This window comes from Bacteroidia bacterium (genome assembly GCA_039924845.1).
In the GTDB taxonomy this organism is placed as follows: domain Bacteria; phylum Bacteroidota; class Bacteroidia; order DATLTG01; family DATLTG01; genus DATLTG01.
This window is the reverse complement of record JBDTAC010000100.1, coordinates 1-26,305: the sequence shown is the minus strand read 5'-3', so window position 1 is coordinate 26,305 and position 26,305 is coordinate 1. Positions and strand designations below refer to the sequence as shown.

The window sequence follows — 26,305 nt, the reverse complement described above, 5'->3', positions numbered from 1 at the left end:
TTTTTAGAGACGTTTTATTTCTGTAGAAAATTTTTTGTGAAAAAATCGGAATATTGTTTAGTCGTGTGAGTAGCGTATAAAATGCGGAAATTAGCTTCCGAAATCATAAAATCGTTGTACTTATTTTTAGTGAGAAGCGCCAAAATATCTTTGTCTTCATTTATAAAATTGTAATAATTCATTGCGGGCGCCATACCGCTAAATTTTTTCACATAAATTAATTGACTCTCTCCCATCAGAATAGAAGTTAGACCCAATTGTTGAGAGCTGAAGGAATTATTATTCATGTCGGATACGGCTGATTTGAATTTATTTTCATCAAATTTATCGACATTTACCACAATTACCCAGTAATAATCTGCATCTTTATCAAAAGTATAGGTATCTGCTTTTGATAAACTGTCTGCGGCAGCTTTCGCTTTTTCAGGATGTTGCGATAACTGGATAGCATTTAACATATTTTGAGCTTCTTTTGATACTGGATCTTTCGGATATTTAATGGTTACTTTTTGAAGTGCATTTTGGAAGGCATTAACGTCTTGTGTTCGTCCGATACAAAGGGCTTCCAAGAAAGAAAATTTCGGCATCAATATACTCTTTGAATACAAGGAATCCGCTTTTCGACAACGGTTAAGGGTTTCCGAATAATTAGCCATTTGGTACGTTTTATAAGTGCCTACGTAAAAGCTGTCTACTTCCGATGCAACGAGGGCATTCTCTTTTTCATATTCTGGATTTTTAATAATTTTTGCATATTCCGTTTGGGGATAATTATTCAGCAAAATGTTTTTGTAGTAATCGGCTTTTTCGGTATTGTTTTCATCCAAATAAAGTCGGTATAATCGATAATAAACCGGCACTTCATATTTATTTTTTTGAAATCGGCTATTCAATGTTTCAAAGGCGCTGATAGCTTTTTCATCGTTCTCCAATTGTTCTTTGTAAATGGATCCCAAGTTAAAATAGGCTTCAATAATTTCATCTGTTGCCTTTTTCTGCTCTGGTTCCGTAAGCGGAATGTCTTTCAAATAATACGCTCTGTTTTTAGGGTCTCTTGCCGCTTTTGCAGTTGGATTTTTGGTATTAGAGGAGTCGCTACTCACAGAATCCTCGCTCGCTACTGCTGTCATTTGTTGCTGTTTGGTACTTCTGCGCCAATCGTCTTCCAACGGACGGTTTCCCCATTTTTTTACAAATTCCGAAATTCCGAAACCAACAGTTGTTTGATTGTAAAAATACCAAATGGTCGGATCTGCTTGCTGACCCGATGTTTGTTGATTATTCTGACTTAAAAAATTATTGTTTTGTTGTTGATATAATTTTTCCTCTGCCTTCTTTTCTTCTTCTTGTTTTACGCGCGCAATAACGGTGTCAATGGCAACATCTCTGTCTTTTTCGGACATACGCGCTAATTTTAATAAACTGTCTTGGCGAGAAATAATATCCAAATTTTTTACCAGAACGGTTAAATTTTCTTTTTTATTGACAATGAGTTCGTAATTCGGATAATCTTTTGGAAGCAAGGTAACCGTACTGTCGTAATAAGCTTGTGCTAATTTATATTCGGGAGCATCGAAAAAAATATCTGCCAATTTTAAATAGGACCGAGCTTTCTGATTGTTATTCGAAAAACTGGCTCGCACAGAAAGTTTCAAATAATTAATCGTAAGCGGAATATTCTGTTCTCTTTCGGCAATTTCAGCCAAGGCATAATAAATTTGATCGCGGTATTCATTATTTTTACTATCCGTTAGCATTTTTTCCAATTGCTTTTTAATCAATTTTGCGTTTTTCTCATCGCTGATATCAAATAGACCCGCAATGTTCATTCGCGCATTAAAAACCATATCGTAACTCGGATGCCATTTGATGCAATCTTTAAACAATTGTACCGCCTTTTTGGTGTTTTTTTGTCGGGCATACAATTGTCCTAAAATAAAGGCATAGCGGGCTTTCACACGTTTTTTATGTGTTAGCACGATGGCTTTTGTGAGCCACTTAATTGCTTGTGCATCGTTGCCCAAGTGCATGCAAAAATCAGCCGAAACAAGTGCCAAATCACGTTTATATTTTTTTGGAAATTTTGGTTCGTTGTATAAAAAATCGAGTAAATCACCTGCCGACGAAGGCATTTCCATTTCGTTGTAGGTACGCACTTCCCACATCATCGCTTCGTATTTAAGTGGTGATTTTTTGTATTCTTTCGCTACATAATCAAATGATTCAAGTGCCGAAAAAAAATCGCGCTTGTAAAAATGAGCTTCTCCAATAAGCAAATAATTGTACTTGATCCATTTTACAGCATAAGGAATTTCGATTCCTTTTTTGGTTGTAATCGTGTGGCGCTGAACGACAAGGGATGATTTTTCAATGGACTTATCAAAATTCTCATACGTGCTTTGTGCACTTTTCGGATCCGCGTAAACAAATAAAGGAAGTAATTTTGTGTAATCTTCTTTGTGATTTTCGGCTATTTTATCCACGCCTTCATTCACATTCAATTTCGAGTAATAATAGCCGTTGAAACGGGAAGTAATGTTGTGAAATGTGCGCGTAACAAGCGTGTTCTTTTTGGTAGAACACGCAGCCATCAGCAAAAATGCGCCAATAGTAGGGATAAAAAAATATTTTTTTGAACCTCGTTTCAAATCTCTGATAAATACAAGTTACACTAACTCTATAATCACAAAAATATTTTATTTTTCGAAACAAAATCGTTAAATAATTTAATTTAACCACTAATTACCTTAAAATTATATTTGTGATTGCAACTAAAGGCATTAGTTCCAGTTAATTCTGACGGCTCTATTAACGTAAAATTTAATAAAGATGACGAAATGGATGTTAATATTGTAGGTATAAGCGGAGTATATCTCGACTACCCATTGCAGGTATCTATTGAGAAATAAAATCGTTATCTTTACAAAAGCAAAACACAGGAATTACAAGTTCCTGTGTTTGGGCCACAATTAATAACTCTTAAACTTTATTAGCTATGGCAAATTCAAGATTTCTTTCTTTTAAAGTGCCTCCTATGTCCTTTCAAATGAAAAAGAAAACAAATTAATGGTATATACCAAAGATTGGGACTCAAAAATATAAAGTCATTAGATGAAATTATTTCTGAATTATAAAAAGTTGGCTATCAAGTAAAGAGCATATCAACAAATACTTTGGGCAGAGAATCGAACTGCTGTTCTGTTTTTTGGGTATATAAATCTTGAAAATCATTAATAACTATCGCAAATTGTTTTAGTTAAAATTTTGATGTCAAATATATAATAGATAACCCATTGTTCATTTCCGTTTTTAGGATTTATTTCTCGTACTATTTTTAACATTTTAGTTTAGTGTAAAGTTATATATAATTACCAAAATCTTTTTCTGAAAAGTGGAATACAAACCTTGCCTTTACATTTGTAAAACTTAAAAAAAGGAACGTATTTCTGTAAAATTTTATCGAATGATAATAGTAACACAGTGCCGTTTATCATTAATTGATTTTTTAATTCTACATTTTCTCAATTGCAATCGTTCGAAAAATTATTTTTTCGAACGTGTTTTTCTGAAGCAAAAAAAAGGCTTCAAAAAAATAATTTTTCAAATCAATTTTCGTGAAAAAAATTCGATTAAATCTTCTCAAAAATTATATTTTATCTTTGTCCTCATTTTAAAATTATGGAGAACAGAAAAGTGCGCGTTCGTTTCGCGCCAAGTCCTACGGGAGGCTTACACATGGGCGGCGTTCGTACCGCTTTATTCGGATATTTATTCGCTAAAAAACACAAGGGCGATTTTATTTTACGTATCGAAGATACCGATCAAACACGTTATGTAAATGGCGCGGAGGAATATATTATAAACGCGCTGAAATGGTGTGGCATTGAGCCAAACGAAGGTGTTGGTTTCGGTGACGGACCGCATGCGCCGTATCGCCAAAGTGAACGAAAAGAAAAAGGAATATACGCGAAATACGCGCAGCAACTCATTGATAGCGGCCATGCATATTATGCTTTTGATACTGCGGAAGAATTGGATGCGATGCGCAAACGCTTGGAAATTGCGAAGGTTACTGCTCCGCAATACAATTCCATCACGCGCCAAAACATGCGTAATTCCTTGACTTTATCGGAAGATGAAGTGAAAAAATTAATGGATGCCGGAACGCCTTACGTGATTCGTTTGAAAGTTCCGCGCAACGAAGAGATTCGGTTTAACGATATTATTCGCGGATGGATTATTGTGAATTCCACGCAAGTGGATGATAAAGTTTTATTGAAATCGGACGGAATGCCAACGTACCATTTGGCGCACATTGTGGACGATATTGAAATGGAAATGTCGCACGTAATTCGTGGTGAAGAATGGTTGCCTTCGGCACCAGCACACGTGTTGATTTACCGTTATTTAGGATTGGAAAATAAAATGCCTTTGCTTGTACATTTGCCTTTAATTTTAAAACCGGATGGTAACGGGAAGCTTTCTAAACGCGACAAATCGGGCATTCCGATGTTTCCGTTGGATTGGTACGATGAACGCACTAGCGAAAAATATGTAGGATATCGCGAAAGCGGATTTTTTCCGGAAGCCTTTGTAAACATGCTCGCCATGCTGGGTTGGAATCCGGGAACGACGCAAGAAATTTTTTCGATGGACGAATTAATTCAAGTATTTTCGTTTGAACGTGTTAATAAATCAGGCGCCAAATTTGATCCCGACAAAACAAAATGGTTCAATCAACAATATTTGCGCAAAAAATCGGATGTAGAATTAACGAAATTATTTTCGGAAACTTTCGTAGAAAAATTAAATACGATTGAAGATAAACGTTTGAAAGATGAAAAATATATCGAAGGTGTTTGTCGCTTGGTGAAAGAGAAGGCCCATTTTGTAAATGAATTTTGGACTTCCGGAAATTATTTTTTCGAAGCTCCAAAAACATACGATGCAGACGTAATTAAAAAACGTTGGAACGAACAATCTGTTGAATTTATAAAACAAGTTGCCGAAGTTTTTAAATCGCTCACTGATTTTAATTCCGTTGAAACGGAAAAAATATTTAAGGAAACTGCTGAAAAATTAGGTATTAATCCAGGTTCGGTCATGCAATTATTTCGCGTGTGTTTGAGTGGTGTTGCAGGTGGACCGGCATTGTTTGAAATGACCGAATTACTCGGAAAAGAAGAAGTGGTAAAACGTTTGGAAACAGCAGTCAATTCAATAAAATAAATTTTCATGTTTGAAAAATTAATTTTTTGAACGATAAAAAATAAAAGTAAAATCTGAAAAATGCACAAAATAATTCTCGAAGAAATAAAAATTTATGCCTTTCACGGTTGCTTGGAAGAGGAAGCAAAAATTGGCGGAGAATATTTAATTGATGTAACGTTGGATACAGATTTTTCGAAAGCAGCTATAAATGATAATCTTTCTGAAACTATTGATTACGTTGCTGTTTACGAAATTGTAAAAAAAGAAATGGCGCAACGTTCCAAATTAATTGAACATGTTGCGCAACGTATTTCGGACGCGTTGAAAAATAATTTTTCAATGCTTCTTCATGCCGAAATAAAAATCACGAAAGTAAATCCTCCGATGAATGGAAACGTGTCGCGCGTAAGTGTGGTTGTTTCTTTTTAAAAAACAGCTCTACCTAAATCCTCAAATTTTCAAATGAGTTCTTTAATAGATAAATATAATATTCCTGGACCGCGCTACACTTCTTATCCTACTGTTCCGTTTTGGAATAATAAAGATTTTACAAGTGATTTATGGCAACAATCTGTCATTAAAACATTTAACGCAACCAATGATTCTGAGGGAATTTCCATCTACATCCATCTGCCTTTTTGTGAACAATTGTGTACTTTTTGCGCTTGTCATAAAAGAATTACAAAACGGCATTCTGTTGAAACTCCTTATTTGGAATCTATTCTGAAAGAGTGGAATTTATATGTAAAGTTATTTGGTAGAAAGCCGAAAATAAAAGAAATCCATTTAGGTGGTGGAACTCCTACATTTTTCTCACCAGAAAATCTTAAAATATTATTAGAAGGAATCTTTGAAAAAGCTGAAATTGACATAACTCCAGAGTTTTCTTTTGAAGGACATCCAAATAATACAACCAGAAATCATTTACAAACTTTGTATGATTTAGGTTTCCGCAGATGTAGTTTTGGCGTACAAGATTACGATCCAATCGTTCAAAAAGCTATCAATCGCATTCAACCTTTTGAAAATGTAAAAAAGGTAACAGAATTAGCAAGAGAAATTGGTTATAAAAGCGTTTCACACGATTTAGTTTTTGGTTTGCCTTTTCACAATTGGGAAAAAATGGAGTCAACTATCCGTAAAACCTTGGAGTTAAAACCCGATCGTTTAGCATTTTATTCCTATGCGCATGTTCCGTGGGTAAAAGGTGTTGGACAAAGAGGTTTTGATGAAAATGATTTGCCAAGTGGTGAAGAAAAGCGTAAACTCTACGAAAACGGAAAAAAGCTTTTGCAAGAATTAGGCTATATTGAAGTTGGAATGGATCATTTTGCGTTAGAGCATGACGATTTGTATCAATCAATGATTTCAGGAAAAATTCACCGTAATTTTATGGGTTATACTTCCAGTAAAACGCAGTTAATGATAGGTTTGGGAATGTCTGCCATTTCTGATTCGTGGTATGGATTTGCACAAAATGATAAAAGTGTAGAAGAATATCAACAAATAGTGGAAGAAGGTAGAATTCCAGTTATGCACGGACATATTCTGAACGATGAAGATTTGATTATCAGAAGACATATTCTGAATATTATGTGTCGTTTAGAAACCTCTTGGGATGCGCAAACTACTTTCCCTGAAATAGAAAATGTATTGAAAGTTTTACAAGAAATGCAAAGCGATGGCTTAGTAGAAATTTCTGAAAACAAGCTGAAAATCACTGAAAAAGGTCGCGTATTTACGAGAAATGTAGCAATGGCTTTTGATTTACGATTGATCCGTAATAAACCTGAAACCCGAATTTTCTCAATGACGATTTAGGAATAATAAACTAAAAATTATTACCCGCATTTTGAATGTCCGCAGCTTTTGCATTTAAGGCATCCTTCTTCGTAAATCAATCCATCAATATCACCACATTCCATACATTTGTGATCAGGAGCTTTTGTTCCATCAGTAATATATTTTTTGAGTGCTCTGGTAACTCCACCTTTCCAATCGTTGATATTTTCATGGTGAAAATCTAAATTACTTACTAAATCTACCACGTAAGGCAAAGGCATTCCATGTCTTAACACGCCAGAAATTAGTTTTGCATAATTCCAATACTCTTTATCAAAAGAGCGTGACAAACCTTCAATAGTTACTTTATAAGATTCTTTATCGCAATATTGGAAATCATATCTCGATTTACCATTTTCGTTTTTATTTTTAATGATATATCCTTTTTCAACCCAAAGTGATAAGAAAAAAGAATCTTCTGCTTTACCCGTAAAAATTTCGTACGGTTTACCGTTTAATAATCCAACAACAGCAATCCATTTTTCATTATTATTCAGGAAACGCAAGATTTCAGCTTCTAACACTTTTGGTCGTTTTGGCGCAACTGTTTCTATAATTTTCTCATCAACAGTTGTATCATTAGAAATTAACACTCCATTTCTTGAACCATCTCTGTAAACTGTTATTCCTTTTAATCCACCTAACCAAGATTCTAAATAAATTTCTCCTACTCGCTCTTTCGTTACATCATTCGGTAAATTAATGGTAGAACTGATAGAATGCGTCACATATTTCTGTACAACAGATTGAATTTCAATTCTCTTTTTCCAATTAATCTCTGATGCTGTAGAACCTATATATGGATTTTTTGAAATATCTTTTTCACCTGTTATTGACATCCAATCTTTTAACTTTTGGTGATAAACATCAAATTCTTCCCATTCATCGCCCATTTCATCTATAAAATCAATCTTTACTTTTTTATTTTGTGCATTTATCTTTCTTCGTCTTTTATACGATAACAAAAAGACAGGTTCAATTCCAGAAGAAGTTTGCGCTAACATACTTAGCGTTCCAGTTGGTGCAACTGTGCTGATAGAAATATTTCTTCTCCCATTTTCCATCATTCTAATGTACAATTTAGGCAATTCTTTTTTCAGCATTTGAACAAATTCTGAAGTATCTTCAATTTCAGGAGAAAAGCCTTCAAAACTTCCTCTTTCAATGGACATATCAATAGAACTATCAAATTCTGCACGACATTTTTCCTTCATCATTATTTCAATTTCAGCAATTGCTTCATTTGAATCAAAAGAATATCCAAGTGCTGCGATTGTATCTGCTAAAGCTGTAAATCCTAAACCAGTTCTTCTCCCTTTTTTTCCAGCATTGTAAAGTAATTCCCACGTTTTTATTTCTTCTGATTTTACGTCATCAGGTTCTGGATCACTTTTTACTTTATCTAAAATTCGTGTAATCGCTTCTAACTCTAAATCAACTAAATCATCCATTAGTCGTTGAGATTCGTAGGTTACTTCATAGAATTTTTTCAAATTAAATTTTGCTTTTGGCGTGAAAGGATTATCTACAAAATTGTACAAGTTAATCGCTACTAAACGACAACTATCTCCACCTTGCATGGCAATTTCAGAACAAGGATTTGTAGAAACATTTTTATAACCCGGATAAACCGAAGATGTTGAATAATAATGTTGCCTATCCCAAAAAATCAAACCTGGCTCTGCAGTAGCGTGTGCGCAATCAATAATTTTATTCCACAAATCTTTTGCTCTAATAGTTTTAGTAACAGTCGGATTTTTAGAATCTATTGGCCACCTGTGTGTATATTCTCCATCAGTTTGGACCGCTTTCATGAACTCATCCGACAAACGAATGGAAATATTAGCACCAGTAACCTTGGTTAAATCTTGTTTAATGGTAATAAAATTTTCAATGTCTGGATGAGCGATATCCATTGTTAACATTAAAGCTCCTCTTCTTCCATTTTGAGCAACTTCACGTGTAGTATTTGAGAAACGCTCCATAAAAGAAACAGCTCCCGAAGTTGTACCTGCAGCATTGGATACTTTTGTATTTGCTGGTCGTAAAGTAGATAAATCAACGCCTACGCCACATCTTCTTTTAAAAAGTTGAACAAGTTGTTGATCTGTTTTTAAAATTCCACCATACGAATCATAAATTTCAGGCATTACTACACAATTAGACAATGATGCCAACATGTAGGGATTACCCAATCCGCTCATCACACTTCCTTGAGGAATAATGTATTTAAAATCTTTGAAATAATTATAAATCCTCTCCTCACTTAAGAATGCCCTCTTCTTACCGTAATCAGATATTTTTTGAGCGCTTCCAACTAAACTATTTTCATGTTTTTTTTCTATTCTAGCAAATTCGATAGCCATTCTTTTATGCATTTCGTCTGGAGTTTTTTCCATAAAATCTCCATCATTATTTTTAAGCGCATATTTGTTCATCCAAGTTGTCGCCGCCAACTCATCTCCATTAAAATAGTTGATTGATTTTTTAAACACTTCATTAAATGAATAGGTTTCTTTTGCGTTTGTATGTTCCTGTTTTGCTGCTGTCATTTCCATACTCTATTAAGTTAAATTTATGAGGCTAAATTATTATAATATTTTGCTCATTTTGAATCCCTTTTTTAAAACTTTCAAACAAATTACATGCTCATAACTTGTTAATATAAAATAAGTTATGTCCATTATACGAAATAATTATTTAGAATTTTATGATTAAAATCATACTAACAATTTCATGCTATTTTTTTAATAAGTTCTTAATTTTATTTAGAAGATGTTTCATCCTTAAATAATTTATGGTTCAAGATAACTTAAGAATATTATAACGTTTGTAATCTATTCTTAGTCGATGCGTAATTAATATATTTCCCACTCTCGAATTTCAGAGAACTTTCAAAGTTTTTTTATTTCGATATCGAAGTAAAAAAAGTAGCAGAAATTAGTGGGTAAGCGAGATGCTCACTAAAATTAAAGCAAAAAAAATCCCTCTCTTTTGGAGAAGGATTTTTAAGAATAAAAATTCTTTTACAAATCAAATTTAATGCCTTGCGCTAAAGGTAAACTGCTACCGTAATTAATCGTGTTAGTTTGTCTGCGCATATAAATTTTCCAAGCATCAGAGCCAGATTCACGTCCGCCACCTGTTTCTTTTTCGCCACCAAAAGCGCCACCAATTTCAGCACCAGAAGTTCCGATGTTTACGTTAGCAATTCCGCAATCAGAACCTTCGTGCGAAAGAAATTTTTCTGTTTCCAACATGTTGTTTGAAAATATAGAAGACGACAAACCTTGTGGCACATCGTTTTGCAATTCAATTGCTTCTTCGATAGTCGAATATTTTATCAAATATAAAATGGGAGCGAAGGTTTCTTCTTGAACAATTTTATAACTATTTTTTACTTCCGCGATGCACGGATTAACGTAGCAGCCCGATTCGTAGCCTTTTCCGTCTAACACATTGCCTCCGAAAATAATTTTTCCACCTTCTTTTTTAATTTCAGCAATAGCGTTTACAAAATCTTTTACCGCATTTTTATCAATTAACGGACCAACCAAAGTATCCACATGTAAAGGATTTCCGATGCGAATGTGTTGATACGCGGCAATTAATTTTGTTTTAAAAGCTTCGTAAATAGAATCTTTAATAATCAATCTGCGAGTAGAAGTACAACGTTGTCCTGCTGTTCCAACAGCTCCGAAAACAGTGGCGCGCAAAGCCATTTCCATGTTTGCATGTTCGCTGATAATGATGGCATTGTTACCGCCTAATTCCAATAAACTTCTGCCCAAACGTTCACCTACTATTTTCCCAACTTTCTTTCCAACGCGCGTAGAGCCTGTTGCAGAGATTAAAGGAATACGTTTATCGGCTAAAAAATCATCACCTACATATTTAGAACCAGCAGCCACCAAGGTTAAAACACCTTCTGGAACATTGTTTTCTTTCAATACTTTTTCAATAATATGATGTACTGCAAGTGCGCATAACATTGTTTTCGAACTTGGTTTCCAAACAGCTACATCTCCGCAAACCATTGCCAACATGGCATTCCACGACCAAACGGCAACTGGAAAATTAAAAGCGCTCACCACGCCTACAATTCCGAGCGGATGATATTGATCGTACATGCGGTGTTTTTCGCGTTCCGAGTGCATTGTAAATCCATATAATTGACGCGAAAGTCCGACAGCAAAATCACAGATATCAATCATTTCCTGCACTTCGCCTAAACCTTCTTGATAAATTTTCCCCATTTCGTACGACACTAATTTTCCCAAATGTTCTTTGTTTTCACGAAGCGCATTTCCTATTTGTCGCACCACTTCGCCACGTTTCGGAGCAGGCACCATTTGCCATTCTTTAAACGCTTTTTGCGCTTGCGCGATAACGGTTTCGTAATTATCCCAAGTAGCTTGTTTTATAGAACCGATTAATGTTCCATCAGCCGGAGAATAAGATTCCAGTAAATCACCGGAAGTCGTTATCCATTTGGTTCCAGTGCAAGCACCGTTATTTATTTCCTTTATTCCTAAGTGTGCGAGTGTTTCGGCAATTGCCGATTTTGCAGTTTCTACCATGTTGTATATTTTTCCTGCAAAGATAAGAGAGAAAAGGGATTTATAAAACAGGTTTTTGTTTCTTGAAAAACTATTTTTTGAATACTGCTTAAAACATTTTCCTAAAACAGAAAATAAAAATCAGCATTTTTGCAATCAAGAAAAAAATAAAATGCTGTTACTAAAACCCGAAAATTGGAAAGATTACGAATTGCTGGATTGCGGCAATTTTGAGAAATTGGAACGTTTCGGGCAATACATTACCATTCGCCCAGAGCCGCAAGCAGTGTGGGATAAAGCTTGGAGCAATCAGGAATGGGAGAAAAAAGCGCACTTGCTTTTTATGCCGAAATCGAGTTCTGCTGGTGAATGGAAAAAACTAAAACCTGCGCCCGATCAATGGACGATTTCGTATCAACAAGATATTCGCTTTCGTTTGGGATTAACGGCTTTCAAACACGTGGGCGTTTTTCCGGAGCAAGGTTCTAATTGGGATTTTATTCAGCAATCAGTAAAAAAAATACAAAATCCTGCACCAAAAGTGTTGAATTTATTCGCTTACACTGGCGGTGCATCTTTGGCGGCAAAAAGCGCTGGTGCGGATGTTACGCACGTGGATTCCATCAAACAAGTAATTACCTGGGCGAAGGAAAACATGGATTTATCAGGCTTGCGCGACATTCGTTGGGTAGTGGAAGATGCTTTGAAATTTGTAAAACGCGAAGAAAAAAGAGGAAATAAATACAACGGAATTATTTTAGATCCGCCTGCTTTCGGCCACGGACCGAACGGAGAGAAATGGAAATTGGAAGATCACATCAATGAAATGATGAAATCCGTTTTGAATATTTTGGATCCGAAAGAGCATTTTTTGATTCTGAATGCTTATTCCTTGGGCTTTTCCTCTATTATTATTGAAAACCTTTTGAAAAATAATTTTCCAGATTCGAAAAAAGAAACAGGAGAACTTTTTTTACAAGCTACGAGCGGAGTGAAGCTGCCTTTGGGCGTCTTCGGGCGATTGTATAATATTTAAGCGTAAAATTTTAAAAAAAAAGGCTTTGAAAAAATAATTTTTCGAGCGTGTTTTCTGACGCAAAATTTCAATAAATAATTAAATGGGAAAAATAACTTTACTTGAATTTGAGAAACAATCAATGTGGAAAAGATATTCGAAAATCTTATTGAGTAACACAATATTGTACTTATTTGCATATATATTTCTATTGTATTTTGATGGTGAAGGGCTAAGTTCTTTTTCTTCGGATGGTATTGCGTTTGGAACTGTGTTTCTAATATATTTATATGCGATTAGAATCACTATAAGGTGGAATAAAATATTCGTATATCAAATATATTATGACGCGGAATTTATTACAATTAACTATCTGTCATATAACAAGGAAAAGAAAATCATTTTTAATAAAAGGCAAGTAAACATAGAACTGGAACGCGTTCCATCTGTAAGTTTATTTCAAAAATTTCAATTAACATTTAAGCAAGATAACTTATCTATAACGCAGTATAGTAATACTGTTTTTGAAACTGATTGGAATAAAAATAAAATTAAAGAATTATACGAAAATTTAGTTAGTGTTCAGAAAGAGTAGTTGCCTAATTTCCATTTGAATTTTTTGGGTAAAAAAAGGCTTTGAAAAAATAATTTTTCGAGCGTTCAAAAAAATAATTTTTTACTGCATCATCAAATTACATCCGCGAATATCGCTGTTATCAAACCTTCCGAGTACTTCAAAATTATTTTCTGAATGCAATTTTCCTAAATCTTGCGTTGCGATAAACGCGCAAGAATAAATATTGGCAAGATCTATAACGTTGATACCACCTGATTTTTCGTGTGCAACAATTGAAAAAGGATCGTTTACATCGCGCACTAAAACGCGCATCCAAGGCGGACATTCAAACACGCCATCACCTTTAGAATATGCCTGAGAGAGCAATTCCGTCATTCCGTATTCTGAATGAATTTTTTTTACGCCGAAACGTTCGCACAAAAAAAGATGCAACTCTTCGCGCAGCATTTCTTTGCGTTTTCCTTTCATGCCGCCAGTTTCCATTACAATGGTATTTTTGACTGAAAAGACTTGTGTTTCCGCCAATTCTAACAAAGCATACGTAACGCCAATCAAAATTATTTTTTGTTTTTTTTGCTCCAGAAAAATTATTTTTTCAGCGAGCTCTTGTTGGTTGTGAAGATAAAATCCGCTGTTTTTATTTTGTGATTTTTGTATTAATTCTTCTACCATCAAAATCAACGAAGATCCCTCTCTTTCTAGGTAAGAAGGTAATAATGCAAGCACACAATAATCTGTAATTTTTCCATAAAAAAGTTGAAATGCTTTTGTAAAACTTTCGCGATACAAGGAAAGTTCTGCCACGTAATGTTTGCTCGGAATAGTTCCTGTTGTGGCGCTGCTCGTAAAAACAGTTTCCGAAATTTTTTTTTCAGAAATAATTTCATGCGTTTTGAAAAATTCAATTGGTAAAAAAGGAATTTTTTCCAGTTCCGAAATCGTTTTAAAATTAATGTTTAATTGCTTCAAATACGTTTTGTAAATCGGATTTTCTTCCGCTTGAAAGCGAAAAACATCCAAGGCATATTCCTTGAAATTATCTTTATTTATCTGCGAAAGTGGGATTTTACGAAACATTTTTTAGCAATTAAAAAGCGCAAATATGCGAAAACAAAAATATTCCTTAATTTTAACCTTTCAAACACTAAAATGAAAAGCGCTGTAAAAAATATTTTTTTGATAATGATGGTTTCTGGAATTATTTTTTCGGGTTGTATCAAAGCGCCCAATTATTCGGACATTCCAGCAATTACGTTTAATAATTTTATAAAATATGGAACGGATTCTGCCGCACTTATTTTCAATTTTAAAGATGGAGACGGCGATATTGGGCTGAATCCCGGCGATACATTAGCGCCTTACGATTTCAGAAAAGATAAAAATAAATATTATTACGATTGTTTTTTAGAGTATTTATACAAGACTTCGGATGGCTCTTTCAAGCCGTTTTATCAAGCTGGTGGAGACTCTTTGTTTAACGATACAATTTATTTTCCATACCGTCTTCCGAATATTACACCTGCGGGAAAAGTGAAGGTTTTGAGTGGAAAAATACAAGTGATGTTGCATGCCCCGTATTATTATCCTGGACACAACGAAATTGAATTTCGCGTTTATATTTATGATCGGGCTTTGCATCAAAGCAACGTGATATACACGCCCATCATCCCTGTACCATAACTTTTTCAAGTTTTATTTTGCTTTGAAAAATTATTTTTTTGAAGACCTTTTTTAGTAGTCAAATGATTTTCCAGCCAAGCCGAAATCCAATTGCTTTCTCACTAAATCAGCACGTTTTACAACGATTCTCAATTTATCTCCCAAGGAAAAAGTTTTTCCGCTACGTCTGCCTTTGATGCAATAATTTTCTTGATCGAAGAAATAAAAATCATCTGCTAAATCGCGCAAACGAATCATGCCTTCGCATTTGTTTTCAATGATTTCCACAAACATTCCCCACTCGGTAACGCCCGATACAATTCCGTCAAATTTTTGTCCGATTTTATCTTCTAAAAATTCTACTTGTTTGTATTTGACAGAAGCGCGTTCGGCTTCGGCAGCTAATTTTTCCATCTCCGACGAGTGTTTGCATTCGTCTTCCAATTGTTTATCGTTGATGGACAAAACATTTTTTCCAGCGGCTTCATCCAAATAACGTTGCAATAAACGGTGCACCAACACATCCGGATAACGGCGAATGGGCGAAGTAAAATGCGTGTAATAATCAAATGCCAATCCGTAATGACCGATGTTTTGCGTGGTATAAATTGCTTTCGACATGGTACGAATCGCTAATTGTTCGATGATATTTTCTTCGGGTTTTGATTTCGAATCGTGCAATAATTTATTCATCGAAACCGCAATATCTTTGTCCGATTTTGTATCTATTTTATAACCGAAACGCGAAACAAAAGCAGAAAAGTTTTTCAATTTTTCAGGATCTGGCGAATCGTGAATTCGGTACACAAATGTTTTTTGCTTATTCGTTTTTCTTTTTCCGACATACTCCGCAACCTTACGATTGGCAAGCAACATAAAGTCTTCAATTAATTTATGCGCATCTTTTTGTTCTTTAAAAAATACACCGATTGGATTCCCTTTTTCGTCCAAATTAAATTTTACTTCTTGACGATCAAAAGCGATAGAGCCTTTTTTGAAACGTTCGACGCGTAATTTTTTTGCCAATCCATCCAATGTTTTCAGTTCATCGTAAAAATCGCCTTGTTCTGTTTCTAAAATAATTTGCACTTCTTCGTACGTAAAACGACGGTCGGAAAATATCACTGTTCGTCCAAACCATTCCGCTAAAACATTGGCGTTTTCGTCTAATTCAAACACCGCAGAAAAACATAATTTTTCTTCTTTTGGACGAAGCGAACACACATTGTTGGAAAGAATTTCGGGCAACATCGGCACCACACGATCCACCAAATACACAGATGTAGCGCGACTTGCCGCTTCTTTGTCTAAAATAGAATCCGTTTTTAAATAATGAGAAACGTCTGCAATGTGCACGCCGATTTCCCAATTTCCGTTTTCCATTTTTCGAATGGAAAGTGCGTCGTCAAAGTCTTTCGCATCTAATGGATCAATCGTAAATGTGGTTATTCTTCTAAAATCTTTTCGCGACGCAATTTCCTCCGCAGTAATAATCGTCGGAATTTGATCTGCTATTTTTTCTACGTCTTTCGGGAATGCATACGGCAAGCCAAATTCGGCAAGTATCGCGTGCATTTCTGTTTCGTTATTTCCCGGATCGCCCAGCACTTCTGTGATTTCGCCAATTGGGTTGCGTTCTTTTTCGGGCCATTCTAAAATTTTCGCAATCGCCTTTTGTCCATCTTTCGCGCCCAGCAAATTTTCCAAGGGAATAAAAATATCCGTTTGCATACGCGCATTATCCGCCACAAAAAAAGCAAAGCGTGGAGAAATTTTTACGACTCCAACAAATTCTGTTTTTCCGCGCGAAATAATTTCTACAATTTCTCCATCTGGTTTTCTACTGCCACGTGCCGCACGTACACGCACTTTCACGGTATCGCCATGAAAAGCGCGCGCCGTCTTTTTCTCTGACACAAAAACATCGTCCTCCATTTCGTCGGAAACGATATACGCATCGCCGCCGGAAGTCATGTCCACTTTTCCGATTATAAAACGTTCGGATGTTTTCATTAAAAATTTTCCGCGCTCCGGTTCTGTAATTGTTCCGCGCTCGTTTAATTCTTCCAGAATATTATTGATTAATAATTTTTGGGAATGATCTTCGATATTCATTTGTGCTGCCACTTGTTTGTAATTGAGCGGCTTTCCACTATTTTTACTGAGGATTCCAATCACCTCATCTACTAAAAAATGTTTTCCTTTTTTTGATTTTTTCTTCGACATGTACTCTTTTTATCGGGGAATTTTTTCTTAAAAGTACAAATAAAAAAAAGAAGCAGATTTTCGGTTTCGAAAAATTATTTTTTTGAAGGCGTTTTTTATTGAGTAATTTTGAGCAGTTATCATAATATAAAATTGTATGAAAAATAAATACGTAGGCTTCATTTCAGACAAGCATTTACTTGATTGCATATCGAAGCTTCACAAGGCCTATTTAAAAGCAAAAAACAATGTTTCGAAAAAGAGCTTTTACAGTAACAAAGTGGATACTGTTAAATTGGTTTTTGATGCAAAATTCAATAATATTAATGAGGAAAACCTTATTCAAGCAGAGATTTTGAGGCAAATAGATAAATCCATTAATAATTCCATTGGCACATTTCACGAAGAAATTTTAGGCGGAATAAAAAACTTTTCAGTTGGTAAGTTGAGTGGATTTGACATCAAAGCAAAAGACGATACCTTGTTTGCTGATATAAAAAATAAACACAACACAATGAATAGCAGTTCGGCGGAAGCTTTGTTTCAAAAATTAGCGCATTATGCCGATACGTACAAAAAAGCAAATTGTTATTGGGTTCAAATTTTAGCAAAAACCAGTTTTTGTGAATTGTGGAAAGGTGAAATAAATGGGAAAGAATATAGCCACAGTAGAGTTTTTAAAATTTCAGGAGATCGATTCTACGCTTTGCTTTCGAGACAAGACGATGCTCTTTTTCAATTATACAAAGTTTTACCAATGGCCATAAAGGAATATCTAAATTCGATTGGACAAAGTGAAAAACTCAAAGAAAATTCTGCTTTAGAAGAAATAAAATCTGAAACACAAAATACGAAACGAAGTATCTTAGACCAAATTACTTTTGAAAATTACAGCTATTATTTAGGTTTCGATAAACTGTAATATTGATTCAAAAATTTAACGATAGAATAGCCAACTTCTCTGCCTAAATTTACTGGAACGGCATTCCCAATTTGCTTGTATTGTTGGGCTGTAGATCCTTCAAATTTCCAATCATCTGGAAAAGTTTGAATACGGGCATATTCGCGAACTGTAAACGGACGAGTTTCATCGGGATGACACCTTTCTGTTTGTTTTTGTGCTGGGCTGCACGTAAGGGTCAGACAAGGTTCGTCCCAACCTATTCTTCTTGCAATACCTGTTTTTCCGCCACCCAAGTGAAAACTTCCACCCATAAATTTTTTTTGGATTGCTAAAGGTAAATCTCTCCAGTAGCCTTTTGGAGGAACTAAATCCAACACGTCAATTTTACTTTTTGGATATTTCGAACCATTTGATTTTGGAACATTACAAGCGAATAATTCTCCTTTTTTTAAAGCATCTTTTAAATTGTATATTTTCTTATATGGTTTTGGATATTCATACGTTAAATCAATATCTTTTCTAATTCCAACTAAAATTATTCGCTCTCTCTTTTGTGGGACTTTGTAGTGAATAGCTTTTAAAACCTGCACAGGTACAACATTGTAGCCAATTTCATCTAATATTGAAATCATACCTTGCAGCGTTTTCCCATTTTCGTGGCTCAACAAACCACGAACATTTTCTCCAATACAGATGAGAGGATTTACCTCTTTTACAACTCGTGCAAATTCATAAAAAAGCGTTCCTCGCGCATCAGCAAGTCCTAATTTTTTACCTGCATAACTAAACGCTTGGCAAGGAAAACCTCCAGTAACAACATCTACTTTGTTATGATATTTTGAAAATTTATAGGATTTAATATCGCCTTCTAAAACGTTCCAAGCTGGACGATTTTTGCGCAATGTCTGACAAGCCCATTTATCTATTTCATTCAATCCAACACATTTTAATCCTGCTTTTTCCATGCCAGCGGCTAAACCTCCCGCACCTGCAAATAATTCCAAAACGGTATAATCATTCTCTGCCTCAACGTAATTGGAAACAGTATCTATTTTATCAACTAAAAAATCCGAAAAGAGCGTTTGGACTTCCGTTTTTCGGTAAACACGATAATTACTCATTGGTTCCCGAACAGCACAAAGTTTCCCTTCTCGATCCCATCTTCTCAACGTTTCCTTGCTCTTCCCAATTAGTTCCGAGGCTTCCGACAATGTTAAATATTCACTCATAACCAAATTGATTAACCTTATACAATGGTTACAAATTTACAAGAAATAATACACTTCGAAAAATTATTTTTTTGAAGGCGTTTTTTCTTAACAATTATTTTAAGCGAAACAAAAACAGTTTAGTACATTTGCTTCTCCAAAATCAAGGTTAAATATGTACACGAAAAAATTTCAAGAACAGCTTTCCAATGAATTAAAAAACATTGATGCTGCTGGTCTTTTCAAGCGCGAACGCATTATTGTTACGCCACAAAACGCAGTCATAAAAGTAAATACAGGCGAAGAAGTTTTGAATTTTTGCGCCAATAACTATCTCGGATTGTCTTCTCACCCAACGGTTGTAAATGCTGCTAAAAAAGCGTTAGACTCGCACGGCTACGGAATGTCATCGGTACGATTTATCTGCGGAACGCAAGACATTCACAAAGAATTAGAGAAAAAAATTTCCACGTTTCTCGGAACAGAAGATACCATTTTGTATGCTGCAGCTTTTGATGCAAACGGCGGTGTTTTCGAACCACTTTTCGGAGAAGAGGATGCCATTATTTCGGACGAATTAAATCATGCTTCCATTATTGATGGCGTGCGTTTGTGTAAAGCAAAACGTTATCGTTATAAAAATAGCGACATGGCGGATTTGGAAGAACAACTAAAAGCGGCGCAAGCCAATCGTTTCAAAATAATTGTTACCGATGGCGTTTTTTCGATGGACGGTTACATCGCGAAATTAGATGAGATTTGTAAACTGGCTGAAAAATACGATGCGTTGGTAATGGTGGACGACAGCCATGCTACTGGATTTGTAGGAAAAACGGGACGCGGCACACACGAACACAACAACGTAATCGGCAAAATTGATATTATTACCAGCACACTGGGCAAGGCGCTGGGCGGCGCAATGGGCGGATTTACTTCGGGCAGAAAAGAAATTATTGATATGTTGCGCCAACGTTCTCGTCCGTATTTATTTTCCAATTCTTTAGCGCCATCTATTGTTGGTGCTACGATTGCGGTAATGGATTTACTGAGTGAAACGACTACTTTACGCGATAAGGTGATGGAAAATGCGTTGTATTTCCGCGAAGGAATGAGCAAAGCCGGTTTTGATATTCGCTCTGGAATACATCCTATTGTACCAGTAATGTTATACGATGCGAAAATCGCACAAGAAATGGCAAGTAAATTATTGAAAGAAGGTATTTATGTAATCGGATTTTTTTATCCCGTGGTGCCGAAAGATTTGGCACGGATTCGTGTGCAACTTTCTGCTGCGCATGAAAAACAACATTTAGATAAAGCCATTGCAGCCTTCACGAAAGTGGGAAAAGAATTAGGTGTTTTAAAAAAATAATTTTTCGAATGGACGAATTGTATAAAAAATTATTGGACGGCAATAAAGAATTTGTTGCCAACATGTTGAAAGAAGATCCGGATTATTTTCACAAATTAGCCAACGGACAATCGCCGCCGCTTTTGTGGATTGGCTGTTCCGACAGTCGCGTGCCAGCAAATCAAATTACCAATACCAGACCGGGAGAGGTTTTTGTGCATCGCAATATTTCCAATATGGTTATTCATACCGATATGAATATGTTGAGTGTACTGGATTTTGCCGTGCAGATTTTAAAAGTGAAACACGTAATTGTTTGCGGGCATTACGGTTGCGGCGGAATTGTAGCTGCCATGAGCAATAAAGAATATGGTTTAATTGACAATTGGTTGCGCAGTATCAAAGATATTTATCGTTTGCATCAAACAGAATTGGACGCCATTCCGGACGAACACGAACGAAAAAATCGTTTGGTGGAATTAAATGTAATCGAACAAGTTTCGAATTTATGTAAAACATCTACCATCCAAAATGCGTGGAGAGATTCGAATTCTCCGCACATCCACGGCTGGGTGTACGATATTGGAAACGGAATTATCAAAGATTTAAAAGTGAGCGTAACTAACAACGATGAAATGTCAAAAATTTATCGCTTCGATAAATAAGTTATTGCTTCAACTTCGCGAAAATATCCCAAACCACTACGCCAACGCTTACCGCGATGTTCAACGAATGTTTTGTGCCCAATTGAGGAATCTCAATACAAGCATTGCATTGCTCGATTACATCTTGTTCCACGCCGTTTATTTCGTTGCCGAAAATCAGTGCTAATTTTTCTTTTTTATCAGGATGAAAATCATTCAAATAAATACTTTTTTCGGCTTGTTCGATGGCGTAAATTTTTCGATTTTCTTTTTTCAATTTTTCAAGCGCCTCCAACGTACTCGGAAAATAAATCCAGTTCACAGAATCTGTTGCGCCCAATGCTGTTTTGTGAATGTCTTTGTGAGGAGGACTTGCCGTAATACCGCATAAATAAACGGCTTCCAGCAAAAAAGCATCGGCAGTACGAAACACAGAACCAATATTATTTAAACTCCGAACATTGTCTAACACAACAATAATGGGCGTTTTGGCTGAATTTTTAAATTCTTCTACCGATTTACGATCGAGTTCTTCGTTTTTTAATTTTCTCATTTTTGAAAAAATAAATTTTGTTAATCGATGATTCGAATTCTTTTTTTATTTTCATCGAAAGCCTTAAAACTACCGATGGGCGTGATAAATTCCTGTAAATCGTTTTGAAAAAATAATTTTTCGAGCTCGTTTTTTGCTGCCGGATTTACGGAAATTAATAAGCCTCCGTTTGTTTGCGGATCGCAAAGTGAGAGCAACGATTCGCCAGTAATTCCGTCCACTTTTTGCTCATATCCATTCCAATTTCTAAACGTATTATCTGGCACGCACATTTGCGAAGTGTAAAAAGCTAACCCGTTTATCAAAGGAATTTTTGAATAATTAATTTCCGCTTGTAAGTTACTGCCTTCAGCCATTTCAATTAAATGCCCAAGTAACCCGAAACCGGTAATGTCGGTCATTGCGGTTACGCCTTTTAGTTCGCCAAGTTGCGTTCCGATTTTATTTAATTTCAACATTTGTTCGACGCCCAATAATTTATCTTCCTCTTTTAAAATTCCGCGTTTCTCAGCGGTACTCAGTATTCCTACGCCAATTTTTTTTGTGATGTAAATCAGATTTTCTGCTTCAGCAGTATTGTTTCGCTTTAAATTGTTCAGTTCAATTGTCCCGTTTACTACCAATCCAAAAATCGGCTCTTGGCTGTCAATGCTGTGTCCTCCGGCGAGAGTAATTCCCGCTTCTAAGCAAATAGTTTGCGCACCTTCCATTACTTTTTGAGCCATTTCGATTGGAATTTTTTGAAGCGGCCAAGCCAAAATCGCCAATGCCAATAAAGGTTTTCCGCCCATTGCATAGACATCGCTAATGGCATTTGCCGCCGCAATTTTTCCGAAAATAAAAGGATCGTCCACGATGGGCGTAAAAAAATCAGTTGTGCTGATAAGACCGTTGCCATTGCCCATATCGTACACTGCGGCATCATCTTTTGTATTATTTCCGACAATCAAATTTGAATTTTTTGGAAAAACAATATTGGATTGTAAAATTTTTTCCAATTCTTTCGGAGCCATTTTGCAGCCACATCCTGCTCCCTGCGTGTAATGCGTCAATTTTATTTTTTCCATAAATTATTTTTCTTGCGTTCTTTTTATCAACTCATCTGCCATCGCAGAAATAATTTGCTCTTGAAAAATTATTTTTTCAACTGGTTTTTTTTCTCGCTGATGGAGTCCGAAATCATAGGTTTTATCGTAATAGTCCAAACAAATTTTACAGACTGTTTCCAATTCGTTTTTTTCGATGGCTTCGATGGCGAGCTTTGTTTGTAAACCTCCCAACCGTTTTTTAATTTTTAAGACAGAGTTTTTTAATTCTTCGGAAGAAAATTTTCCATAGCTTTCCATTAAAAATTTCGTTCGTAGTTCAAACGAAACATCGATGTATAAAAGGCTTGATTGGCGCATCTGTTCCCAAAAAACTGCCGGAATTACTTTTTTCCCAATCATCCGACTTTCGTCTTCTATCCAGGTCAAAAAATTATTTTTTTGAGCTAGGATTTCAAGTCCAAGTAAATTTTCAAATTGTTCTTGAGATGGTTGATTTTTTTCTCCAAGTGCGCCAAATGCAGAGCCCTTGTGGCAAGCCAAGCTTTCTAAATTAATTATTTGTTGATTTTTTTCTGCGAGGTTTTCTAAAATTAATGTTTTTCCAGAACCTGTTTTTCCCCCCAGAATCATCAATTTCAAAGGCAATTCAAAACTTTTTAAAATCTCTTTTCGAAAAGTTTTGTATCCACCTTTCAATACAAAAATTTTATACCCGTATGTTTCCAATAACCACGCAACGCTGCCACTGCGCATTCCTCCGCGCCAGCAATACATTAAAAAAGGTCCGTTGTTTTTTATTTCGTTGGCGGATTCTACAAGTGATTTCATTTTCGGGCCAACCAGTTCCAAGCCTTTTAAAATGGCAGCTTGTCGACCATTTTGTTTATAAATCGTTCCAACTATTTTTCGCTCTTCGTTGTTAAATAAAGGAATATTTATTGCATTCGGAATGTGGCTGTGTTCAAATTCTGCTTCGCTGCGCACATCAATAATTGGGAGGCTTTCAGCGTGGGTGAGAAATTCGGATATGGAAATAATTTGCGGCATTTAATCGGTTTCCACTGTTATTTGTTGAGCTATTTCGATAGCACGCTTTTTCACAAGTTCGATATCTGTTCCAATAGTATCGTAAGCCAATGCTACAGCCATTCTTCGATAAGGTCGGGTAAATGGCTTTCCGAAAATTCGAACATCACTTTTAGGAAAATTAAGTGCTTTTTCCATTCCTTTATAAACAGGATTCTTTCCTTCTTTATCCGCCAAAATAACGGCACTCACGCCAACGCGTTCCAATGTAATTTCAGGAATTGGCAAACCTAAAACAGCGCGTGCGTGCAATTCAAATTCCGAAAAATTTTGTGTGCCGGCAAGCGTTACCATACCAGTATCGTGTGGTCGTGGCGAGAGTTCTGAGAAATAAACTCCGTCATCTGCCAGAAAAAATTCGACTCCAAAAATTCCAAATCCTGTTAAGGCTTTTGTTACTTCATTTGCCATACGCTGCGCTTCTTTTAATTGCGCTGGTTTTATTTCGGCTGGTTGCCAACTCTCGCGGTAATCACCGCGCTCCTGGCGGTGTCCGATGGGTGTGCAAAATAATGTATTGCCATTTTTTTGTGTTACAGTAAGGAGTGTTATTTCCGAATTAAATTTTAGAAAAGCTTCTACAATTACTTCTGTTTGATCGCCACGTTTGCCTGTTTGTGCATAATCCCAAGCTTTTACAATTTCATTTTCTGTTTTAATATAGGATTGTCCTTTTCCAGAGGAGCTCATCAAAGGCTTTACCACACAAGGAATTCCAATGTTTGCAACAGCCGATTTTAATTCGGCTAAGCTATTTGCATATTGATATTTTGCCGTTTTTAAATTCAATTCTTTTGCAGCCAAATCACGAATTGCTTTTCGATTCATTGTAAAATGAGCCGCTTTTGCACTTGGTACAACTTGAATTCCTTGTTGTTCGTAATCGTAAAAACGCTCGGTGCGAATGGCTTCAATTTCTGGAATAATAATATTGGGTTGATGTTTCGCCACAATTCTATCCAACTCTTTTCCATCCAACATATTGATAATTTCGCGCTCATCCGCCATTTGTTGCGCTGGCGCATCGTTGTACGAATCAACTGCAATTACGAAGTGTCCCAAGCGTTTCAGCGCGATGGTCAATTCTTTTCCGAGTTCTCCGGAACCTAATAATAAGATTTTCTTTCGCATATTTTAATCGTGTGAGATGTAAAAATAGCGAAAATCTTACAGCGGAAAACGCGCAATGTCTACTTCCGAATCCAGCGGATTTCCGTGTTCTAAATGCTCAATAAAATGTTGCGCGAAAAAAGGAGCCATCAAAGCACCTTTGGTACCCATTCCGTTGAAAATAGATAATTGCGGATGTTTTGGATGCGTGCCGATAAACGGTCTGCGGTCGAGTACCGTGGGGCGAATGCCTGCTTGGTGATTGACAATTATATAAGGTATTTTTATTATTTTTTCGAATTTTTGAATCAATTCATTTTTCCCTTTCTCGGTCTGAATTTCCGTTAAGTCGTTCCACTCGTACGTAGCGCCAACTTTGAACAATTCATTTCCAATCGGTAAAATAAAAACGCCTTTATTCACAATTTTTTCTGTGTTGAAATTTTTAATGCGAACCGTTAAAAGCTCGCCTTTGGTGAGTTTAAAAGGAAGCCAATTAAAATAAGGATTCTCAGTGCTTTTGGAGCCTTCGCAAAAAATTATTTTTTTAGCGCAGACATTTTTGTATTCACATTTCTCATCCGAAATTTTCAATAAATCATATTCCATTTTTTCAGAAAGAAAAATATTTTCTGTAATTAGTTTTTCTCGAAACAATTTCAAAAAAAGGGAAATATCAACGTTACCAGAATGTTTTACTTCAGCGTATCCTAAAGGATTTTCAATGTGTTCTGGGAAAAATAATTTTTCAGAAATATCAGAAAGATACATTCCGATTTCAGTGGATTGTTTTTTTTGCCAAAGTGTTTTTTCTTGCTCTTCGGAAAATAATTTTACGATGGGTTTTTCAAAAAAAATTTTTTCGCCGAGTAGTATTTCTGCTTCTGAAAAAAATTTTTTCGCGAAGGGTAAAAACTCATCCGCTTTCCAACTTTTCACCAAACGTTTAAACACAACAGGATTAAACATTCCTGCTGCAATTTCGGACGCAGACGTGGTATTTGGCGCGTCCATCACTAAAATATTTTTTTTATTTTTCAGTAATAAATATGCCAACGATGTGCCTGCAATACCTTGTCCGATGATGATGTAATCGTATTTTTTCATTTAAGAGAATTTACATTTTAGCTGAGAAAGCGGTCAAAGGAAGAGCCAAAAGTATTATAAATTAGTTAGGTGCTGAATCATCTCAGGATAAAATGGAAATTTAGTTGCTGTAAAATAACAAATAAGAGGATGGAAATGGATGAGATAAAGCAAAAACAAACGCAACGAGAATAAATTCATTTAATAATTTGAAAAATCGGCTTCAAAAAATTAATTTTTTGAAGC

Annotated in this window: 20 protein-coding genes; 9 read left to right on the top strand and 11 right to left on the bottom strand. The window is 35.6% G+C overall.

Features of this window, described 5'->3' with window-relative positions; genetic code table 11:
- Window positions 1-14: 14 nt before the first annotated feature.
- A complete protein-coding gene (locus ABIZ51_12050; protein ID MEO7089518.1) occupies window positions 15-2,648 on the bottom strand; it encodes a tetratricopeptide repeat protein in 2,634 nt (877 codons plus the stop codon).
- Window positions 2,649-3,678: 1,030 nt separating this feature from the next.
- Between ABIZ51_12050 and gltX the strand changes: the two genes are divergently transcribed.
- The 3 genes from gltX to hemN are packed head-to-tail and all read left to right on the top strand — an operon-like array spanning window position 3,679 to window position 7,032.
- Window positions 3,679-5,229: a glutamate--tRNA ligase gene (gene gltX / locus ABIZ51_12045; GenBank protein MEO7089517.1), complete on the top strand. Its 1,551-nt coding sequence runs from the start codon at window positions 3,679-3,681 to the stop codon at window positions 5,227-5,229.
- A 60-nt stretch (window positions 5,230-5,289) separates the two neighbouring features.
- The gene (folB, locus tag ABIZ51_12040) at window positions 5,290-5,640 is read left to right on the top strand and encodes a dihydroneopterin aldolase (protein ID MEO7089516.1); all 351 of its coding nucleotides are present in this window, start codon (window positions 5,290-5,292) and stop codon (window positions 5,638-5,640) included.
- Between the two features lie 33 nt (window positions 5,641-5,673).
- Entirely contained in the window at window positions 5,674-7,032 is a 1,359-nt protein-coding gene (hemN, locus tag ABIZ51_12035; GenBank protein MEO7089515.1) for an oxygen-independent coproporphyrinogen III oxidase, read from the top strand.
- 20 nt (window positions 7,033-7,052) lie between these two features.
- Here hemN and ABIZ51_12030 read toward each other — a convergent pair whose 3' ends face one another.
- Together ABIZ51_12030 and ABIZ51_12025 are read right to left on the bottom strand one after the other, a co-directional pair.
- A complete protein-coding gene (locus ABIZ51_12030) occupies window positions 7,053-9,611 on the bottom strand; it encodes an adenosylcobalamin-dependent ribonucleoside-diphosphate reductase (protein MEO7089514.1) in 2,559 nt (852 codons plus the stop codon).
- 468 nt (window positions 9,612-10,079) lie between these two features.
- Complete coding sequence (locus ABIZ51_12025; GenBank protein MEO7089513.1) at window positions 10,080-11,633, bottom strand: aldehyde dehydrogenase family protein; 1,554 nt, start codon at window positions 11,631-11,633, stop codon at window positions 10,080-10,082.
- Window positions 11,634-11,784: 151 nt separating this feature from the next.
- On the opposite strand from ABIZ51_12025, the gene ABIZ51_12020 reads away from it, so the two are divergent.
- Together ABIZ51_12020 and ABIZ51_12015 are read left to right on the top strand one after the other, a co-directional pair.
- On the top strand, window positions 11,785-12,648 hold the full coding sequence (locus tag ABIZ51_12020) for a class I SAM-dependent methyltransferase (protein MEO7089512.1): 864 nt from the start codon (window positions 11,785-11,787) through the stop codon (window positions 12,646-12,648).
- An 82-nt stretch (window positions 12,649-12,730) separates the two neighbouring features.
- On the top strand, window positions 12,731-13,222 hold the full coding sequence (locus ABIZ51_12015; protein MEO7089511.1) for a hypothetical protein: 492 nt from the start codon (window positions 12,731-12,733) through the stop codon (window positions 13,220-13,222).
- A gap of 81 nt (window positions 13,223-13,303) precedes the next feature.
- Here ABIZ51_12015 and ABIZ51_12010 read toward each other — a convergent pair whose 3' ends face one another.
- Entirely contained in the window at window positions 13,304-14,281 is a 978-nt protein-coding gene (locus ABIZ51_12010) for an acyl transferase (GenBank protein MEO7089510.1), read from the bottom strand.
- A 72-nt stretch (window positions 14,282-14,353) separates the two neighbouring features.
- Between ABIZ51_12010 and ABIZ51_12005 the strand changes: the two genes are divergently transcribed.
- On the top strand, window positions 14,354-14,884 hold the full coding sequence (locus ABIZ51_12005) for a hypothetical protein (GenBank protein MEO7089509.1): 531 nt from the start codon (window positions 14,354-14,356) through the stop codon (window positions 14,882-14,884).
- Window positions 14,885-14,935: 51 nt separating this feature from the next.
- On the opposite strand, the gene rnr is transcribed toward ABIZ51_12005, so the two are convergent.
- The gene (gene rnr, locus ABIZ51_12000; GenBank protein MEO7089508.1) at window positions 14,936-17,089 is read right to left on the bottom strand and encodes a ribonuclease R; all 2,154 of its coding nucleotides are present in this window, start codon (window positions 17,087-17,089) and stop codon (window positions 14,936-14,938) included.
- Between the two features lie 136 nt (window positions 17,090-17,225).
- Here rnr and ABIZ51_11995 point away from each other — a divergent pair, with 136 nt between their 5' ends.
- Window positions 17,226-17,990: an Eco47II family restriction endonuclease gene (locus tag ABIZ51_11995; protein ID MEO7089507.1), complete on the top strand. Its 765-nt coding sequence runs from the start codon at window positions 17,226-17,228 to the stop codon at window positions 17,988-17,990.
- Here the strand turns inward: ABIZ51_11995 and dcm are convergent.
- Window positions 17,966-19,201, bottom strand: a complete 1,236-nt coding sequence (gene dcm, locus ABIZ51_11990) for a DNA (cytosine-5-)-methyltransferase (GenBank protein MEO7089506.1) — start codon at window positions 19,199-19,201, stop codon at window positions 17,966-17,968. The two genes, ABIZ51_11995 and dcm, sit on opposite strands and share 25 nt — an antisense overlap.
- 154 nt (window positions 19,202-19,355) lie before the next feature.
- Here dcm and kbl point away from each other — a divergent pair, with 154 nt between their 5' ends.
- Complete coding sequence (gene kbl, locus ABIZ51_11985) at window positions 19,356-20,552, top strand: glycine C-acetyltransferase (protein ID MEO7089505.1); 1,197 nt, start codon at window positions 19,356-19,358, stop codon at window positions 20,550-20,552.
- Window positions 20,553-20,560: 8 nt separating this feature from the next.
- A complete protein-coding gene (gene can / locus ABIZ51_11980; protein MEO7089504.1) occupies window positions 20,561-21,196 on the top strand; it encodes a carbonate dehydratase in 636 nt (211 codons plus the stop codon).
- 1 nt (window position 21,197) lies between these two features.
- Here can and ABIZ51_11975 read toward each other — a convergent pair whose 3' ends face one another.
- From ABIZ51_11975 to ABIZ51_11955, 5 genes are read right to left on the bottom strand one after another with little or no spacing between them, the layout of a single operon-like run.
- Window positions 21,198-21,728: an RNA methyltransferase gene (locus ABIZ51_11975; protein MEO7089503.1), complete on the bottom strand. Its 531-nt coding sequence runs from the start codon at window positions 21,726-21,728 to the stop codon at window positions 21,198-21,200.
- A 20-nt stretch (window positions 21,729-21,748) separates the two neighbouring features.
- Entirely contained in the window at window positions 21,749-22,795 is a 1,047-nt protein-coding gene (selD, locus tag ABIZ51_11970; GenBank protein ID MEO7089502.1) for a selenide, water dikinase SelD, read from the bottom strand.
- Between the two features lie 3 nt (window positions 22,796-22,798).
- A complete protein-coding gene (mnmH, locus tag ABIZ51_11965; GenBank protein ID MEO7089501.1) occupies window positions 22,799-23,824 on the bottom strand; it encodes a tRNA 2-selenouridine(34) synthase MnmH in 1,026 nt (341 codons plus the stop codon).
- Window positions 23,825-24,994, bottom strand: coding sequence for a formate-dependent phosphoribosylglycinamide formyltransferase (gene purT, locus ABIZ51_11960; GenBank protein ID MEO7089500.1), 1,170 nt, complete (start codon window positions 24,992-24,994; stop codon window positions 23,825-23,827).
- A gap of 36 nt (window positions 24,995-25,030) precedes the next feature.
- Window positions 25,031-26,080 carry an FAD-binding oxidoreductase gene (locus ABIZ51_11955; protein ID MEO7089499.1) on the bottom strand — a complete coding sequence of 350 codons (1,050 nt, stop codon included), beginning with the start codon at window positions 26,078-26,080 and terminating at the stop codon, window positions 25,031-25,033.
- Window positions 26,081-26,305 lie beyond the last annotated feature (225 nt).